Below are 16,217 nucleotides of genomic sequence, written 5' to 3' on the forward strand. Positions count from 1 at the left end.
GGCCTGGCTATTGCGCCTTAGGAGGGTAAGCGTCTAGCTAACTCACCTTGCGTATCTGTATCACAGGCTGCACGGGTAGCTGTATCACACGCTGAACGCTTACCGTGTATCACATCGTGAACGCCCAAAAAATCAGTGCGAGACTATTACGGGTAGGCTGTTTGGGGTGATACACCGCTGTGGTTACATGCCTGCTTCAGGCTGTATCCACTGATGCGGCAGCAGTTGACTGATTTCGCTTGCCCGCTGCGTTGGTAGCCGCATGAGCACGTCCTTCAGGTAGGCGTACGGATCGTGACCGTTGAGGCGTGCTGACTGGATCAGGCTCATGATCGCAGCCGCCCGTTTGCCGCTGCGTAGTGAACCGGCAAACAGCCAGTTCGAGCGCCCCAATGCCCAAGGCCGAATCTGGTTCTCGACCTGATTGTTGTCGATGGGCACGGCTCCATCTTCCAGATAGCGCGTCAGCGCTAGCCAGCGTTTTAGGCTGTAATCCAGGGCTTTTGCCGTGGCTGATCCATTGGGCACCCGATCACGCTGGGCCAGCATCCAGTCATGCAGCGCATCGAGGATCGGTGAAGACTTTTCCTGGCGTATTCGCCAGCGTTCTTCATCGCTCATGTGCCGTGCTTGCCGCTCGATTTCATACAGCCCGGCAATGGAGTGCAGCGCCTGTTCGGCTAACTGGCTTTTGTTCGCTGAGTGCAGATCGAAAAATTTGCGGCGGGCGTGGGCCATGCAGCCAATTTCGGTGATGCCCTGCTCGAAGCTGGCCTTGTAGCCGGCGAAGTCGTCGCAGACCAGTTTGCCATTCCACTGACCCATAAAATTGCGCGCATGCTCACCTGCACGGCTTGGGCTGAAGTCATAGACCACGGCCTTCAGGTCGGCGAAGGGTGTGGTGCAGTATGCCCAGACGTAAGCCCGGTGGGTTTTCTTCTCGCCAGGGGCCAGCATTTGCACGGGGGTTTCGTCGGCATGGATCACGCCTTGCGCCAGTACCGCCTCGCGCAGGGCATCGACCAATGGTTGGAGCTGTACGCCGGTTTGTCCGACCCACTGCGCCAATGTCGAACGCGCGATAGCCAGACCCGCACGGCCAAAGATCTTCTCTTGCCGGTACAGCGGCAGATGATCGGCGTATTTGGCCACCATGACATGAGCCAGCAAGCCGGCAGTCGGGATGCCCTTGTCGATCACCTGGGCTGGTACCGGCGCCTGGATCAATGTTTCGCACTGGCGGCAGGCCCACTTGCCACGCACATGCTGTTCGACGGTGAACACGCCAGGCGTGTAATCCAGCTTTTCGCTGATGTCTTCGCCGATGCGTTGCAGCGGGCAGCCGCAGGCGCATTGAGTGTTCTGCGGCTCGTGACGGATCACAGTACGCGGAAACTGGGCTGGCAGCGGCGCGCGCTTGGGCTGTTGGCGGGGTTCAGCCGGAGGATTGAGGGTTTTCAGTTCCGCCTCGATGGCGGCGATGTCCGTGTCGAGCAAATCATCCAGCAGGCTGCCCTGTTCAGGGCTTAGTTGCTCGCTACGCTTGGCGAACTTGTGGCGCTTGAACCAGGCGATTTCGTGGGTGAGCTGCTCGATGATGGTTTGATCACGGTGGATCTTTTTGCCCATCGCATCGACCTGCGTGAGCAACTGGGCGGCCAGTGCGCGCAGTTGCTCAGGTGTTAGTTGGTCGAGATTGGGCAAGGAAGTCATGCCGCTGATTGTGCCAGAGCAGGCGATCCGCGCAGATAAAGCGATAGGCTAATGGCCGGCGCTACAGCATTGTGATCGCACCGGCTGCACCAACCCGCTGCCAGGGTAAACCGAGCACCAAAGCCTGAAGCTGCTCGGTGTCGAGTTCAACTTCCAAGCCGCGGTGGATGCCTGGCCAGTGAAACTTGCCTTGGTTCAATCGCCGCGCGGCCAGCCAGATCCCTACACCGTCATGCACCAACACTTTCATGCGGTTGGCGCGGCGGTTGGCGAACAGATAAGCACAGTGCGGCTTCGCCGCACCGAATACCGCCACTACACGGGCCAATGCGGTTTCGGTGCCGGCGCGCATGTCCATCGGCTCGGTGGCCAGCCAGATGCGATCGATGCGAATCATGCGAGCAGCCCGCGCAGCAAGCGTGTACAGCCTTCGCCGTCCTGCACCGGCCAGTGCACCGACAGACTGCCGGCGTGGTAGGGGATTTCGATTCGTATCGTCAGCTCTTCAGAGCTGGCCTGCTCTGAAGGCAGGATGCCGAGCGGCACCGGGATAAAGCGTGCAGATACGACCGGTAGCGGCTCGCGCTGCTTACGAATCCATTTATGCACCAGGTTGGCATTGAGCCCGTGGCTGAGCGCCACGCCGGCGACGGAAGCACCGGACTGGGCGCACTCTTCGATGACCTGGGCCTTGAAAGCCTTGGGGAATGTACGGCGCTGTCGAGACACGAAACCCTCCAGAAAGTGGCTTGAAATGGTGTCCACCAAAAATAGGTGCACACCATGCCGCTATCTGGAAGAAGCGGGGAGATGGGTTCGGCGGACGGTTACAGATCACCTGGCTGATGTCCAACTGAGTGCCGTACGCATAGGTTTCGCTTGTAGCATTGCCCTGTGCCATAGCCGGCATCGCGCCGATGCTGAGAACGGTGAGCAGACATGCAGCAGAGAGAGTTTTGATGGTCATGATCGTATCCTTTGTTCTGAAATGATGGGGTCGGAGCGGTAGTTAATGAGCAGCAGTCACAATCAGCCGTCGCTGCAGGTCGCGGACAACTTGCGGTACACCAGGACGCGCTTTTTCCCGTCGGAATCCAGGTAGGTCATCTCGGCATCTACCAAACCGCAGTTGCTGCTGTTTTCGGTCAGCGATATCACCTGACTGATGTCCAGCTGTGTTCCGTAGGAATAGGCTTCGCTTGCTGCACTGGCCTGGGCTATTGCTGGAATCGGGCCAGCGCTCAGGGCGTTATCGGGTTGTGCAACGGCAGTTCCACTGAGGGCTATTACAGCCACCGCTGAGGCAAGGGTGGTGGACAAAAGGGATTTGAAAGTAGGCATGGTCGGTTCCTAACGTCGATCAGTAAGAGGTAGTTGCGTTGACGGGGTAAGTATCTCTGCCCACGTGCGTGTGCCTTCCGTTGTCGCAGATGCCCGACAGTGTGCCGGTGCTGACGCTGCTGTTTGCAGAAGCAGAAGCGGCCAACTGCGGGCGTCAATCCATGCTCAACCGATTATTCGAGGTGTTGCTCATCCAACTGCTCAGGCAGCTGATGGAAAGCGGCAGCGCCCACATCGGCTTGCTCGCCGGCCTTGCACACGTTCAGTTACGGCGCGCAATCGTCGCCATTCATGAGGCGCCAGAAAAAAATTGGTCGGTCGAGTCGCTTGCAGGTATCGCGGGGATGTCCCGTAGCGTATTCGCCAATCGATTTCGCGACGCACTGGGTGAGACGCCTGCTAGTTACCTGCAATGCTGGCGAATCGGGCTCGTTCAAAAATGGCTGAAGAACGGTCAGCCACTCAGACTGATTGCTGAGGAAGCGGGCTATAGCGGGGAGTCTGCCCTTTCGCGCGCATTCAAATCACAGTGCGGCATCTCGCCCAAGGCTTGGCTTAGCCAGCAGCGGCTGGAGCAGGCGGTCAAGTAACTAACGGCTTACCTGCCATTCGTAACCCACGGCTATCAGCCAGGAGCCGAAACACGACGCTGTGTTCCCTGATGGCTGAGACCGTAGCGGCAATCTACACGACGTCAGCCTTCGGGAATGGGCTTTCGCTGCTTATGACAACCGACTTGCCAGTAGTGCAGACTTTGTTCTGTAGTGCTTACCGGGAATGCCAGACGAGGCGCTCCCGCTAAGTAGTGTCTTAATCGAGAAGTGCCTGACCGTACTCTCACAACTAGGGCCTGTGGAACACATCAAAGTCTGAAGCAGGATTGAACCCGTATCGATTACGCCCAGCGAACCGCTGAGTGGATCTCTCAAGCGTATGCAGGTAAACGGGCGGCAACAGACCATTGAAGTGCCGTTCATTGACCCTGCCGGAGCCGGTCAGAAGTATTGGCAGCCTCTGGCCGTTAGCGCCCCTTGCCCTAGCTAACCATCCTTGTCTTCCCGTACGAGGAGGACAACCCCATGAATAATAATGCTACCTACAGCCATCAGCCCTGGGACAAAGTAAAATTGATCGGGCAGAAAGCGCCGCTCCGCCTTAGAGATATCTGGGCGATTCGGTTGCGGCTGCAAATCGCCAACAAAACCCGAGATCTGGCGCTCTTCGACTTAGCCATTGACAGTAAATTGCGAGCCTTTTACTTAACCAGGCTCCGTGTTCGTGATGTTGCCCATGGTAAGCACGTTGCATCGCGAGCCATCGTGATGCAACAGAAAACCCAGAGACCAGTTCAGTTCCTGATCACAGAGCAAACAAGGACGGCTCTCGAAACTTGGATGCACCAGGCACAGCTCCGCAGCGAGGACTATCTTTTCCCGAGCCGGCTGCGCCCCTCTGAACACCTATCCACTCGGCAATACGCTCGTATCGTTAAAGCTTGTGTGAAGGTTATTGGTCTTGATCCTGCCATGTATGGCATTCACACAATGAGACGTACCAAGGCTTCCCTGATCTATCGCAGGACGAAAAACTTGAGAGCGGTTCAACTGCTGCTCGGTCATACGAAGCTGGAAAGCACTGTCCGATACCTCGGGACCGAGATAGACGACGCCTTGGAGATGGCGGAGCTTACCGAAGTTTGACCGTGCGATGCATAGCGACGGCCACGGCCAAGCCGTCGCTAACCGGCCAATAGAGCTCGTTCGCAAAGGTCAACGGCTGCGTAGCGTCAGACTTTCGCTTGCGACCGACGCTACCAATCGCCGCCGCCAAAATAAGTTTGCTCCCGCGGAATATATACGCACGCGGTTCGTCCTGACTGCACACAACGCACTTCAGGATCGAGCGATGACAACCAAAGCGCTACCGACATACCCAACTGCCCAGCTAGTACTGTTTCTCAGTGTTTTAGCTTGCAGCACCACCGCTTTCGCTTGTGAAGGTCATACGGACCACTCTTCAGCACCATCTGGTTTTGTAGCGGATAACGATGCTGCCATGGCACGCATGATGGAAGCCATGCACGTATCTCCAACAGGCGACGTTGATCGCGATTTCGTTGAGATGATGGTTCCGCACCATCAGGGTGCGATAGACATGGCGCAAGCCATGCTCCGCTACGGGACTAGCGAACCCCTGAAGCGCTTAGCTCAAGAAATCATCATCACTCAGGAGCAAGAAATCTTTGCAATGAGACTCGCTATCGGCGATCCATTGCCGACACAAACTACTGCTTCGGTTCAGCAATCTCCTACCAATCCGCACCATACCCCCCACTAAATCGGAGCTATCTATGACACATCGCTTACGTCTCCGCGCGGCGATTGCGGCCGCCTTGGTAACGCTCTCGGCGCCATTGTTCGCTGGACAAGTTCCCGGCTCAACCAACAAGCCCGACATCCCAATCAGCCATCGTGACCGTGTTTATGCTGCAGAACAATTTTCCAATACGGTTTCTGTTACTGACCCAGCCAGCAATGAACTGTTGGGGGTAATACGTCTTGGCGATCCACAGCCGGGAAATCTCAGTCCTTTGTATCGTGGCCAGGTATTAGTACATGGTTTGGGCTTCTCACCGGATCACCGCACGCTAGCGGTCGTTTCAATCGGCTCAAATTCGGTCAGCTTTATTGATACTGCAACCAACTCAATCAAGCACGTGACTTATCTAGGCCGTTCACCTCACGAAGCTTTTTTTACCCCTGACGGGAAGGAAGTGTGGGTGACAGTCCGCGGGGAAGATTACATCGCTGTGATCGATACGAAGACCTTTGAGCAGAAGACACGGATCAAAGTCCCCGCGGGGCCTGGAATGCAGATATTTTCTCCGGACGGTAAGTACGGATATGTCTGCTCGTCATTCAGCCCTGAAACTAGCGTAATCGATCTAGCTAACCATAAGGTTGTCGGAACGCTCCCACAGGCAAGCCCTTTCTGCCCCGATCTAGCAGCGTCCCCCGACGGCAAACAGCTATGGCTTACTCTCAAAGATGTTGGCAAGGTCCAGGTATTTGACGCAAGGCCACCCTTCAAGCTGATGCGGACACTTGATACGGGACCTATAACCAACCACGTTAATCTCGCTCACGTTGATGGGCGTACCCGAGCATATGTCACCGTGGGTGGTCTCAATCAGGTTCAAGTATTCGACACTGACACTTTCGACCTTCTGACTACGATCGACGTAGGGCATCTTCCGCATGGTCTTTGGCCATCTGGTGACGGCAGTCGTATGTACGTTGGTTTAGAAAATGCTGATGCGCTCGCTGTAATTGACACCAAGACGAATAAGGTCGTAAAAAACATCGCGATAGGCCAAGCACCTCAGGCGGTTGTGTACGTTCCTAACGCTGTGCCTGAAGGAGATGGAAAGGCAAATCTCCAACCGCTCGGTCTCGCGGCGCAGACCGTTCAGCTAAAGCTTGCTCCTTCTGGACGAAAAGATAGTGAAGCTGTCCCGACTACAGTCACCCTATTCGAACAGGGCCTAACGCAAGTCTTACAGGCTTCGGTGACAGGGTTGGAGCCTAAGCACCCATATACGCTTGCGTTTGCTGAACGGTCGGATGGAACAGGACATTTGCAGCCTTTGGCTTCGTTTAACAGCAATCCAGCAGGCGCTGCTATCGTAAACGCTGTCGGACCAATCAGGCAGGTCGTCAGTCAGCCGAAGGAAGGGCTCAAACGTTACCTAGTGATAGTCGCCGGCAGTGCCGATAAGCTGGGCGATATCATTCAACGCCAAGTCCTGTAACCTAGCACGCGCGGATCTAGACCAGGCGGTCGGCCGCAGATAAGGGAACTAAAGAACGTTTATCCAATATCGCTTGTAGTTCACTGGTTTGGGTCGGTCGTGTAGGACTGCACCCGTTCAAGGTTGAACGGGTGCGCTCAAAGAGCTAAGGCAAGCGCGGCTCATCCAACAGGCCTAATTATTGTCGCCAACTCTCAACCGTGTCATTTCCATATTCTTTCTTCCAAGCTTTAAGTACCTTGTGGTTGCCGCCCTTCGTCTCAACAATCTCACCGTTGCTCGGGTTCTTATAACGTTTAACGATCCGCTCACGACGGGAAATTTTAGCCGTGGGCGCTGCGCCCTTACGCGCATTCCCGCCGGCGTCTGGTTCGAAGATGCCGATAATATCTTTCAGGCTCATGTCATATTTTTCGAGAAGGGCTTTGAGCTTCTGCTCGAACTCTATTTCTTTCTTCAGCGCACTATCGGCTTTCAGGGCCTCCAGGCGCTTTAGTTGTTCTCCAATCTGAGCCTCTAGCGCCCGATACTCCGCGATCTTTGACATTTCATAACCCATAATCAATAAATTGTGGTAACAGCTAGACGTGGAACATCATCAATATAAGCGTAATGGGCTGAAAAAAATACTCGGTGCGTGCTTTTGCCTCATCGCAACGGACCGAGGCACAGCTACCGGAGTCGAACAAGCGTGACCAAAGCCAGCGGTACCATATAATTTTTCCCGTAAGTTCCGCCGATCAAGTTGATAGAAAAGCGAGGCATAGCTCGTTATCATCTGATTCGAATGCTGGCAGGCTGGTCATCTAGTTGTGATGGCCTAGCTGATGCCTTACCTGTGCGCGAGAAGTTAATGCATGGATTGATACAAAACAAAGCGCGCTTAATTGCTCGGCGCTCCCCTAAGCTGGTGGGCATGTGAAGAATAGCCATTGATCCATCCGCCATCCGCCATCCGCCATCCGCCATCTGCACGGCGAGCTAAGACTCATAATGAATTGCGCGCTCGTCTATGTGGGCATGAGTTATGCCGTAGGTCTTGAGATCGGTTAGATGAGCGTTGGCGTTCACTTGGTTGGACTCTTATCACTGACCGTGCGGCGATCCAATTGCGAGTCAAGAACGGTAGGCGCGCGCGGTGCTGCTGTTGGGTTTTTGGTAGGGCTCAGCGGTTGCCAAACTGGCGAATGAAGATGCATTGACGATGCTGGCGATGGCGGCAAAATGATTCATGGCATAGATCCTCTGTCGAAGCGGGCGGAGTTACCCAATGCCTTCATCATCATGTTTCGCTGGCTGATGCAGAAGAAAGTCTAGTTATGGTGATTATCGACGCCGCTGATACCGTATCGTCAGCTGCTTACCATGTTGGCGCGCCTGTAACTAGGTCAGCGGTGATCCTGCAATGTGCTCAGCCAGCAAGCTTACTGGGCGGAGCCGTTCATTCCTCGCACCGTAAAGCCACCGGCACAGAGAGCTGGGTAAGCTAGAGGTAGGGACAAGAGTTCTTTTTCGGCAGCATGCGTAGCTATCACCAAGCTCACTACTGGATATCTAAACGGGTTTCAAATGCTGGACGATCACCGCCATGCTACCCCTACATCATCCGCGTACACCTTCCTTGTTATAAGCACGCAAAGAATATCTGGCCTATGAAGTCATGTGTCGAACCGCCGCCCGGATTGAGGGTTTCGTAGAAATCTTCGAGGACGGGCACCTTGTGCCAGAGGGCCGACGGAGTACGAACGGTGCGCGGATTTATCCCATGAACAGGCTTTGGCCAGCTGAAGCAGGCCGAGAGGACGGATTGAAAAGCGACCTGCCACACTAAAGCGCCGCTCCCTTGCGGCGCCTGAATGATGGCTTCATGGCCACCGCGCTGTGCATCGCTGGCCTAATGGTCGAGATTAAAGTGACCTGACCTGGTTGGCCGTTGACTGGGTGGCTTTTTGCTTTGCGAGCGTCTGGTCGTCTTCCTGCAGAAACACCTTAAAGGCTTGCCACAACGGGCTGCGATAGCGCTCAGGGTGCCATACGAGCGAGAAGGTGCGGGTCAGCGGCAAGTCTGTCTCCAGCGCTACCAGCTCGCCGCGCCCCAGTTCACCAGCCACGCTTAGCCGCGGCAGGCAGCCCAACCCGAAGCCGGTACGTACGGCTTGCTTGATGGCCTCGTGCTGGCTCAGCTCCATTCGCACCCTAATGCGCTCGACGAGCGGACGGACGGCCGCTTCGAATACCGCACGCGAACCCGAGCCGGGTTCACGCAAGATCCAAGGCTCGGTCGGAATGTCCGAGTCGGCTAGACGCCCTTGCGAGGCAAGTGAGTGCGCCGGGTTGCAAACTACCACCATCTCGTCGTGCCGCCAGACTTCAGATTTGAGCTTCGGATCTCTGCACTGGCCTTCGATCAGGCCCAGGTCAGCCTCAAGCCGCAACAGGTCAGCGATCACTTCGCCGGTATTGCGAAGCCGTATCTGAAGGTCCACCGCTGGGTGTCGCTCGCTGAACCGCCCAGCCAGCCCAGGCAGTAAGTAGGTTCCGATAGTTGCACTGGCCGCAACGGTCAGCATGCCTTGGAGTTCACCATCTGGCTCGCGAGCGGACTCGACGAAGGTGTCCAAGTCATATAGCAGTTGCTCGGCCTTGGGCAGCAGTCGACGGCCTAGCTCATTAAGTTGCAACCGCTTGCCGAGTCGCTCGAAGAGGGGCACGCCGAGGTGTTTCTCGAGATCGGCAAGCGACTGGCTGGTGGCCGACTGCGACAGACTCAGGTTTTGCGAGGCCGCGCTGACTGTGCCGGCGCGCGTTACGGCGACGAAAACCTGTAGGTGACGAAAACTAACTCCTAAATGCATAGTGTTTTTTCCGACTAGTTATATCGTTATAACCACTTTCACATAGCCGTTACCTTGCACCTAGCCTTGGGCAACGACAAGCGCCAGAGGAGAGCGACTATGTGGCAGGGGCTAATGCTCTGTGGAATCCTGACTGCCGGCGGCTACGGCTTAAAGCTAATCCCTGGGCTGCGCGAGAGCGGATTCAGTCCATTGGTGTTTGCGCTTTTGCTGGGCCTGATTATGGGTAATCTGCCCCGTCTCGAACGGCTGGCGTCGGCAGCGCGCCCCGGCCTGCATTTCGCTACGCGCTGGTTGCTGCGGGGTGGCATCGTGCTGTTCGGCCTGTCGATGACGCTGCAGCAGATCGGCGCACTGGGTCCGTCTATCCTGCTCCTCGACGTACTCGTCATCGGAACCGTGATGTTGGTCGGGTATCAATTCGGCACCCGGGTGCTCGGGCTTGATTGCGAGACCACGCTGCTAACCTGCGCAGGCAGTGCGATTTGTGGGGCGGCTGCGGTACTGGCGACCGAAGCGACCATTCGCGCACGTCCTGCGGCGACTTCGATGGCCGTGGCAACCGTAGTGTTGTTCGGCTCGCTGGCGATGCTCGTGTATCCACTGCTGTACCCGCTCACCGGAATGGACGAAGCTCAGTTTGGCGTTTACCTCGGAGCAACGATTCACGAGGTGGCGCAGGTTATCGCCGCTGGCGACGCAGTGGGACCAGCGGCCTTGGCCAACGCTGTGATCGTCAAGCTCGTACGCGTCATGCTGCTGGTCCCCTTCCTGTTGCTGGTAGGCCAATGGTGGCTCAAGCGGCGAACCGCGGCGGATAGCACCAGGCGGGGGACCTTGGTGATCCCTTGGTTCGCCTTTGGGTTCCTGGTGATGGTTGGCTTTAACAGCATTGTGCATCTGCCGACAGCACTACATGACGGGTTGGTGCTGGCCGGTCAGGTCGCGCTAACCATGGCCATGGCGGCGCTGGGATACGAGACGCGGCTGGAAAAGCTGGCTGCATTGGGGATCAAACCGTTTGCTCTCGCGCTGTGCCTGTTTGTCCTTCTGACCGGTGGTGGGCTGGCATCGGTGAGTGTCCTTGCTCGCATTTGACGTCAGTGGACTACGAAGCAGTCCTCGTTCCAGGCACTGGATGCCCATGAAAAGAGATTTCGATGAAGCCTAACGCTTTTGGGAATAAATCGTAGTGGCGCTCGTAATACGAGTACGCCGGTATGCAACCGAGTGCGTTCATAATCCCAGCCGACTTGATGCTGCAGTTATCCCGGCTGGGGCAGGTACGCCTGCAACGCGCAATCGGAGCGGCATCGGACGGGTCAAGGCCCGCAGTGGATCGCTGCAAGGCCAACGAATCATAGCGAGGCCTTCATGCTAGTAGAGATACCAAGCAATTCCCGTTGCCAGCCATCGGAGATCACTCCGGAAGCTTTATATCTATCTAGGCGGCGGTTCATAGCAGGTGCTGCTGGCGTCGCTGCAATCGCCTTGCCGGGGCTTTGCCGCGCGGAGCAGGGAGCGGGGCCATATGACGTTCAGGTGCCAGGCAAGCAACCGGCTTGGTTTTCCAACAAACTGCAGGCCGCTCGGTGGAAGGCAATGATAGCCAGTGGAGAAGCCATTACGCCCTTCGACGACGCAACTGGCTATAACAATTTTTATGAATTTGGCGCAAACAAGGATGACCCGGCGAAACGTGCCGGTGCAATGGATACGCAGCCTTGGACGGTTGAAATAGACGGCGCGGTAGGCAAGCCTGGCACCTATAGTATTGAAGACCTCGTGCAGCCCCACCGGCTTGAGGAGCGCATCTATCGGCTGCGTTGTGTGGAAGCCTGGTCGATGGTTATTCCCTGGCTGGGCTTCCCCCTCGCTGAGCTGATCAAGCGTGCCGAACCCACGGGTGGCGCCAAGTATGTGAGCTTCCAGACGGCGGTTTTGCCCGAAGTGATGCCAGCCGTGAAGTCACGCTTTGGTCTGATTGACTGGCCGTATCGCGAAGGGCTGCGAATGGATGAAGCCATGCATCCCCTTACGATTATGGCGGTCGGCATGTATGGTCGCGTCCTAGCCGAGCAAAACGGTGCGCCGATGCGGCTGGTCGTACCTTGGAAATACGGCTTCAAAAGCATCAAGTCGATAGTGCGCATCAGCCTCGTTGAAGAGCAACCGTACACGACTTGGCAGAATCTTGCGCCTCAGGAGTATGGCTTTTACGCCAATGTTAATCCCAAGGTGGATCACCCGCGCTGGACGCAATCCCGCGAGCGGCGCCTGCCTACCAATCTCTTCAGCCCGAACGTACGCGACACGCTAATGTTCAATGGATACGAGGACGAGGTGGCGAGCCTTTATCAGGGGATGGATCTGAGCAAGTTCTACTGATGAAGCATCCGGTCTTTCGCAGCGCAGTGTTCATCGCTGCGGCCGTCTGGCCGCTGCTATGGCTCTATCAGGCGTGGACTTCTGCGCTCGGGCCTGACCCGGGGAAAGTACTGGTCGAGCGGCTAGGGCTTGGAGGCCTAATTCTCCTGCTCCTCACGCTGTCGCTGTCGCCTTTGCAATGGGTGACGCGCTGGGCCGGCTGGTCTCTAGTCCGAAGACAGCTCGGCCTATGGACTTTCGCCTATGGATGCTTACACCTGGTGTCGTATCTGCTGTTTATCTTAGGGGAGGAATGGTCGCAGCTCAGTACAGAGCTGACCGAGCGTCCCTACATCATCGTTGGAGCACTGGCGTGGCTGAGTCTGCTCGTGCTCGCGGCGACATCTAACCGTTTTAGCATGCGTATGCTTGGTGCTCGCTGGAAAACACTGCACCGGCTGGTCTACCTGATACTCGGCTTAGTGCTGCTGCACATGTTGTGGGTGGTTCGATCGGATATCGCACTTTGGACACTTTACTTCAGCTTGGGCGCAGCTTTGATGCTGTTGCGCACACCACGGGCCAGGGGATGTCTAAAGCAGCTCCGACAACCCCCGCCGCGAACTGGCAGGCTCGCCTCAGCGCGACATGCCAGTGCGGATCACTGAGAGTAAGGGGGCGCCGAACAATGACAGGGCCGCGCTCTCGGGGTGCCAAGCGGCTAGGCCTACTTTGCCCACTCTTCAAAATACCTGATCGACACTGAGCACGGATGCGGAAGCTACCCCGGCCCACTGCACTGGCGAACTCGACTCGGACGATGGTGGAGCTTGCCGAAGCGCAGTTCGGCCTCACATCGGAACGCCTCAACCCACTCTAAGCGTCCGGATGGACTCGCTGCAGGGGCGGTAGAGGAATCCCTAATTCCGTCATCTGTAAGCGGCCGGCTGGTTCCAGTCTTCGAGATATCGCCCAGAGCTTCTCACGCGCCTTTGCCTGGAATATCGCATTCATAGGCCAGTTGTTAATATTTGCTTACAGGCCGTTATCATTCCTCACGTCTGAACCTTACACCGGACCTGCTCTATCGATTCGCGCTATATCAAAGGAGCTATAGCTTGCTGTACGGCTGCGGATCTTGGACTGGTGCCTTGGCTCACAACAGCATAGTGATACGTCCCGTCCGCCCAGTATTGGGCGACTAAGCCCTCAGCTCGTCGGCTACCTCGGCCAATAGTTTTGTGCCCTGGAGGCCGAACGTAAAACAGTATGGTCTCGCCTCGATCATCCCTATACAGCACCATGGCGGCGGCTCCTTGGTCGGTGGCCATCAAGCGCGCGCCGACCGGCCGAAATCCGTACGGTTCGAAGTCCGGCATGGGTGCTGCGGCCTCAAAGTGCGAATCAAGCCAACGCTGCAGTGTGCTGGTTTCATGGGTAGCGAGATCAACGGCCGGAGAGCTAACGCTGTTAAATAAGCGATAGGCTTCAACAGCGTCAGCCATCGGCAGGCCAGTTGATGGAGTGAATGCTCCTCGACCATGCCACCCCCCAGTGATGCCAAGCGTTAGCGCTAGGACTAGCGAAGCCGCAGTCGCAACGAGCCGTTGCCGCCGTTGCTTTATTTCAACTCGAAGCCGTGCCGGATCTAACTCAATCGCAGGCGCACTTGTAGGAAGCCCAGCTAACGCTGCCCGAAGCTGCTGAGCATCGTATTCAAGCGAGGCGACTTTTTGAGCTAGCTCTGAGTCCTTGGCCGCTAACGATTCGATTTCTGCCATTCGACGTGGTGGGAGTTCGCCATCTATGAAAGCGCTCAATTCATCTGAGGTCGGTAGGGTCGGCTTCATTTCAGTAACCGCATATATGGAAGATTAATCTGCCCTTCGCTTAAAACGCGTAGCGCTTGGCGGGCGCGGGCCAGCCGGGACATTACGGTCCCGATAGGAATACCCAGGCTTTCTGCCGCTTCGCGGTAACTTAGCCCTTCAACTCCTACGATGAGGAGCAATGCTCGTTGCTCAGCTGTGAGCTTGCCGAAAGCTTCAAGCGTGGATTGCGCTTCGGCTACATCCTCAGTAGCGCTGGTCTCTTCGTCAACATAAGTGAAAATTGAAAGTATTCGAGCATAGCGACGCTGGCGACGCTGGCCGTCGATGAACTGCCGATACAAAATGGTGAACAACCAAGCGCGTAGATCGCCGTCTTCCTGACGCGTACCGCGCCAAGTTAAAGCCTTCTCGACCGAAGACTGCACTAGGTCGTCAGCGGTAGCGCTGTTTCGCGTGAGCCATAGAGCAAAACGGCGAAGACGAGGAAGAAGCTCTCGGAACTGTTCGTCTGTGATCCCTTGCGTCATTTGATTAGAGGCCTGCTTGGTTAGCTGTCAGACGCTAGACGATCAGGTGAGCAAATTATTCCAGTCTCCAGAAAAAATTCGGAATAAAAACCTTAGCGGGGCGTAGTACTAGCGTGTGCTCACACGGAGTACGCTGGTTCTTTCCTTTTAGGACGCCCCTATGAATATCAAAGCACTCCCCATGACTCTCTTTCTCCTGGCCTCTGCAGGTCTTGCACAAGCCGGCACGGCTGAAGATGACGCCAGGCTACACATCCGGGCAATAGCGGAAAATGACCTGCCAGCGTTGCTAGGCCAGTATGCACCCTATGCCCATCTTTCCTGGAAAGGTGGGCCATTGCAGGGATCGTATGACGGTACAGACTCGATCGAAAAAGTGTGGCAAAAGTTCGTGGAAGGCCAAGGTCCGCTATCCGCAAACATAGAAGAGCTGGTTGAGAAAGCATCTGTGGACGAAACAACTGTCTCTGCCAGGGTCCTGTATAAAGGCCAAAAAGAGCTTCAGGTTATTCAAACCATGACCTATCGGAAGGGTCAGCTGGCGGACGAGGTTTGGGCTGTTAAGTAGAAGGCCTCCGCTCAAGCGAAGAGCATCGCTTTTTAGCTGCCCTAAGGCGGCCTTCTGCGGGGAATGTCCAATAGCCTAAGCAGAAGGTCTGCCTTCTCAAAAACGATTTTTCAGTTTCACTTGCAGAGCTATTCGTATAGCGCTTGCGTTCCTGCTGTGGGCATCTGATCAGGAGAGTGATATTGACGCACGAGCCGCAGGGTACCATTGCGAAATGGCTGCACTGAATGATCGCACTTAGCATTCCTCACCCACTGATGCTGGGCGCCGCGATCATCGCGGTCGACTATACAGAAAGTGACGAGATCCTAGGCGCGGCAAGATCAATAGTAATTATTCTTTCCCTTTCGCCCCTCTTCGTAAGACTGGCCGTGCTACAAGCCCCGATCACAGTGCCGGACCAGCCAGCACCAGAGGATCGGGCGCGATTAGGATGCTTTCGGGGGAGTCTGACCGTTTGCAGGCACTAGAGCATTTAACGACTTTTAAGTTATCCGGCATGTGCTACAACCCTTCAATAGAGTTTCGGCTGGTCCAGGCGACACAGCATTTACAGCTGAAACCTAGCGAAGCGTTTTCCAAGCCGGCGGAATTCATATCCCTCAGCTCCATGCTTATTTCCTGCATATATGGCATTTTGACGATACCCGTCGCGTGCGTATGTTGCACAAAGATTAGTTTCGCAACATCACTGCCACGTCTTTTTGAATGGTGTTCCGTGTGCCCCGCTCAAAACTAGCGAAAGCCGGTTGCCGCTTACTATCGGTCTGAGTATCGCTTTTAGCCACTACCACTGTCGCAATCGTAGCCAGTATTCCTCCTAGAACAAATGTACTCTGCAGGCTGTAGTGGTCAACTAGCAGCCCCCCTAATAGGGCACCCAATCCAACCGACATCTGAACACTGGAAACAAGAAGTGCACCCATCAGCTCTAAGCGGTCCGGTGCAATGGTGAAAAGCCAGCCCTGCATGGCTGTTGGAAGCAGGCCAAAACCCAGCCCCCAAACCATTACCAGCCCTATTGTCACCAACGTATTGATCGGCAAGACCACTAGCAGCAATAACGGGACGCCGACTAGAGCTGATGCCAGCACTAGCGCTGATTGAGGACTTTTACCGACAGCCCAACCCCCAAACATATTCCCGATAAAACCAGCCACCCCAAACCCCAAGAGCATCACACTCAGCGCATGTGCGTTGTGT

17 protein-coding genes are annotated in these 16,217 nt (G+C 55.9%); 8 read left to right on the forward strand and 9 right to left on the reverse strand.

Going from position 1 to position 16,217, the window contains the following annotated elements:
• Nucleotides 1-183: 183 nt before the first annotated feature.
• The 4 genes from C1896_11225 to C1896_11240 all read right to left on the reverse strand — a co-directional run bounded on the left by C1896_11225 (nt 184) and on the right by C1896_11240 (nt 3,054).
• Nucleotides 184-1,713, reverse strand: coding sequence for an IS66-like element ISSal1 family transposase (locus C1896_11225; GenBank protein AZZ45421.1), 1,530 nt, complete (start codon nt 1,711-1,713; stop codon nt 184-186).
• Between the two features lie 61 nt (nt 1,714-1,774).
• A complete protein-coding gene (locus tag C1896_11230) occupies nt 1,775-2,110 on the reverse strand; it encodes an IS66 family insertion sequence hypothetical protein (GenBank protein ID AZZ45422.1) in 336 nt (111 codons plus the stop codon).
• On the reverse strand, nt 2,107-2,478 hold the full coding sequence (locus tag C1896_11235) for an IS66 family insertion sequence hypothetical protein (GenBank protein ID AZZ47629.1): 372 nt from the start codon (nt 2,476-2,478) through the stop codon (nt 2,107-2,109). The genes C1896_11230 and C1896_11235 overlap by 4 nt, the downstream gene beginning before the upstream one ends.
• Nucleotides 2,479-2,742: 264 nt before the next feature.
• Complete coding sequence (locus tag C1896_11240; protein ID AZZ45423.1) at nt 2,743-3,054, reverse strand: hypothetical protein; 312 nt, start codon at nt 3,052-3,054, stop codon at nt 2,743-2,745.
• An 89-nt stretch (nt 3,055-3,143) separates the two neighbouring features.
• On the opposite strand from C1896_11240, the gene C1896_11245 reads away from it, so the two are divergent.
• The 4 genes from C1896_11245 (at nt 3,144) to C1896_11260 (ending at nt 6,865) form a co-directional block, all read left to right on the forward strand.
• Complete coding sequence (locus tag C1896_11245; protein ID AZZ45424.1) at nt 3,144-3,644, forward strand: hypothetical protein; 501 nt, start codon at nt 3,144-3,146, stop codon at nt 3,642-3,644.
• A 489-nt stretch (nt 3,645-4,133) separates the two neighbouring features.
• The gene (locus C1896_11250) at nt 4,134-4,754 is read left to right on the forward strand and encodes an integrase (GenBank protein ID AZZ45425.1); all 621 of its coding nucleotides are present in this window, start codon (nt 4,134-4,136) and stop codon (nt 4,752-4,754) included.
• A gap of 205 nt (nt 4,755-4,959) precedes the next feature.
• Nucleotides 4,960-5,391 carry a DUF305 domain-containing protein gene (locus tag C1896_11255; protein ID AZZ47630.1) on the forward strand — a complete coding sequence of 144 codons (432 nt, stop codon included), beginning with the start codon at nt 4,960-4,962 and terminating at the stop codon, nt 5,389-5,391.
• A gap of 13 nt (nt 5,392-5,404) precedes the next feature.
• Nucleotides 5,405-6,865 (forward strand): YncE family protein, encoded by a 1,461-nt coding sequence (locus tag C1896_11260; protein AZZ45426.1) that lies wholly within the window; start codon nt 5,405-5,407, stop codon nt 6,863-6,865.
• A 178-nt stretch (nt 6,866-7,043) separates the two neighbouring features.
• Here C1896_11260 and C1896_11265 read toward each other — a convergent pair whose 3' ends face one another.
• The gene (locus C1896_11265) at nt 7,044-7,412 is read right to left on the reverse strand and encodes a transcriptional regulator (protein AZZ47631.1); all 369 of its coding nucleotides are present in this window, start codon (nt 7,410-7,412) and stop codon (nt 7,044-7,046) included.
• Between the two features lie 1,360 nt (nt 7,413-8,772).
• Nucleotides 8,773-9,720, reverse strand: a complete 948-nt coding sequence (locus tag C1896_11270) for a LysR family transcriptional regulator (protein ID AZZ45427.1) — start codon at nt 9,718-9,720, stop codon at nt 8,773-8,775.
• Nucleotides 9,721-9,819: 99 nt separating this feature from the next.
• Here C1896_11270 and C1896_11275 point away from each other — a divergent pair, with 99 nt between their 5' ends.
• The 3 genes from C1896_11275 to C1896_11285 all read left to right on the forward strand — a co-directional run bounded on the left by C1896_11275 (nt 9,820) and on the right by C1896_11285 (nt 12,755).
• The gene (locus tag C1896_11275; protein ID AZZ45428.1) at nt 9,820-10,818 is read left to right on the forward strand and encodes a YeiH family putative sulfate export transporter; all 999 of its coding nucleotides are present in this window, start codon (nt 9,820-9,822) and stop codon (nt 10,816-10,818) included.
• Nucleotides 10,819-11,094: 276 nt separating this feature from the next.
• The gene (locus C1896_11280) at nt 11,095-12,108 is read left to right on the forward strand and encodes a protein-methionine-sulfoxide reductase catalytic subunit MsrP (protein ID AZZ45429.1); all 1,014 of its coding nucleotides are present in this window, start codon (nt 11,095-11,097) and stop codon (nt 12,106-12,108) included.
• Nucleotides 12,108-12,755 carry a protein-methionine-sulfoxide reductase heme-binding subunit MsrQ gene (locus tag C1896_11285; protein AZZ45430.1) on the forward strand — a complete coding sequence of 216 codons (648 nt, stop codon included), beginning with the start codon at nt 12,108-12,110 and terminating at the stop codon, nt 12,753-12,755. Before C1896_11280 ends, C1896_11285 begins: the two co-directional genes overlap by 1 nt.
• Before the next feature lie 429 nt (nt 12,756-13,184).
• Here C1896_11285 and C1896_11290 read toward each other — a convergent pair whose 3' ends face one another.
• Nucleotides 13,185-13,868, reverse strand: a complete 684-nt coding sequence (locus C1896_11290; GenBank protein AZZ45431.1) for a transmembrane activator of PrtI — start codon at nt 13,866-13,868, stop codon at nt 13,185-13,187.
• 65 nt (nt 13,869-13,933) lie between these two features.
• On the reverse strand, nt 13,934-14,446 hold the full coding sequence (locus tag C1896_11295; GenBank protein AZZ45432.1) for an RNA polymerase subunit sigma-24: 513 nt from the start codon (nt 14,444-14,446) through the stop codon (nt 13,934-13,936).
• Between the two features lie 160 nt (nt 14,447-14,606).
• Between C1896_11295 and C1896_11300 the strand changes: the two genes are divergently transcribed.
• Nucleotides 14,607-15,014: a hypothetical protein gene (locus C1896_11300; protein AZZ45433.1), complete on the forward strand. Its 408-nt coding sequence runs from the start codon at nt 14,607-14,609 to the stop codon at nt 15,012-15,014.
• Nucleotides 15,015-15,688: 674 nt separating this feature from the next.
• Here C1896_11300 and C1896_11305 read toward each other — a convergent pair.
• Nucleotides 15,689-16,192 carry a hypothetical protein gene (locus C1896_11305; GenBank protein ID AZZ45434.1) on the reverse strand — a complete coding sequence of 168 codons (504 nt, stop codon included), beginning with the start codon at nt 16,190-16,192 and terminating at the stop codon, nt 15,689-15,691.
• Between the last annotated feature and the right edge of the window lie 25 nt (nt 16,193-16,217).

It is taken from the genome of Pseudomonadaceae bacterium SI-3, assembly GCA_004010935.1.
In the GTDB taxonomy this organism is placed as follows: domain Bacteria; phylum Pseudomonadota; class Gammaproteobacteria; order Pseudomonadales; family Pseudomonadaceae; genus Stutzerimonas.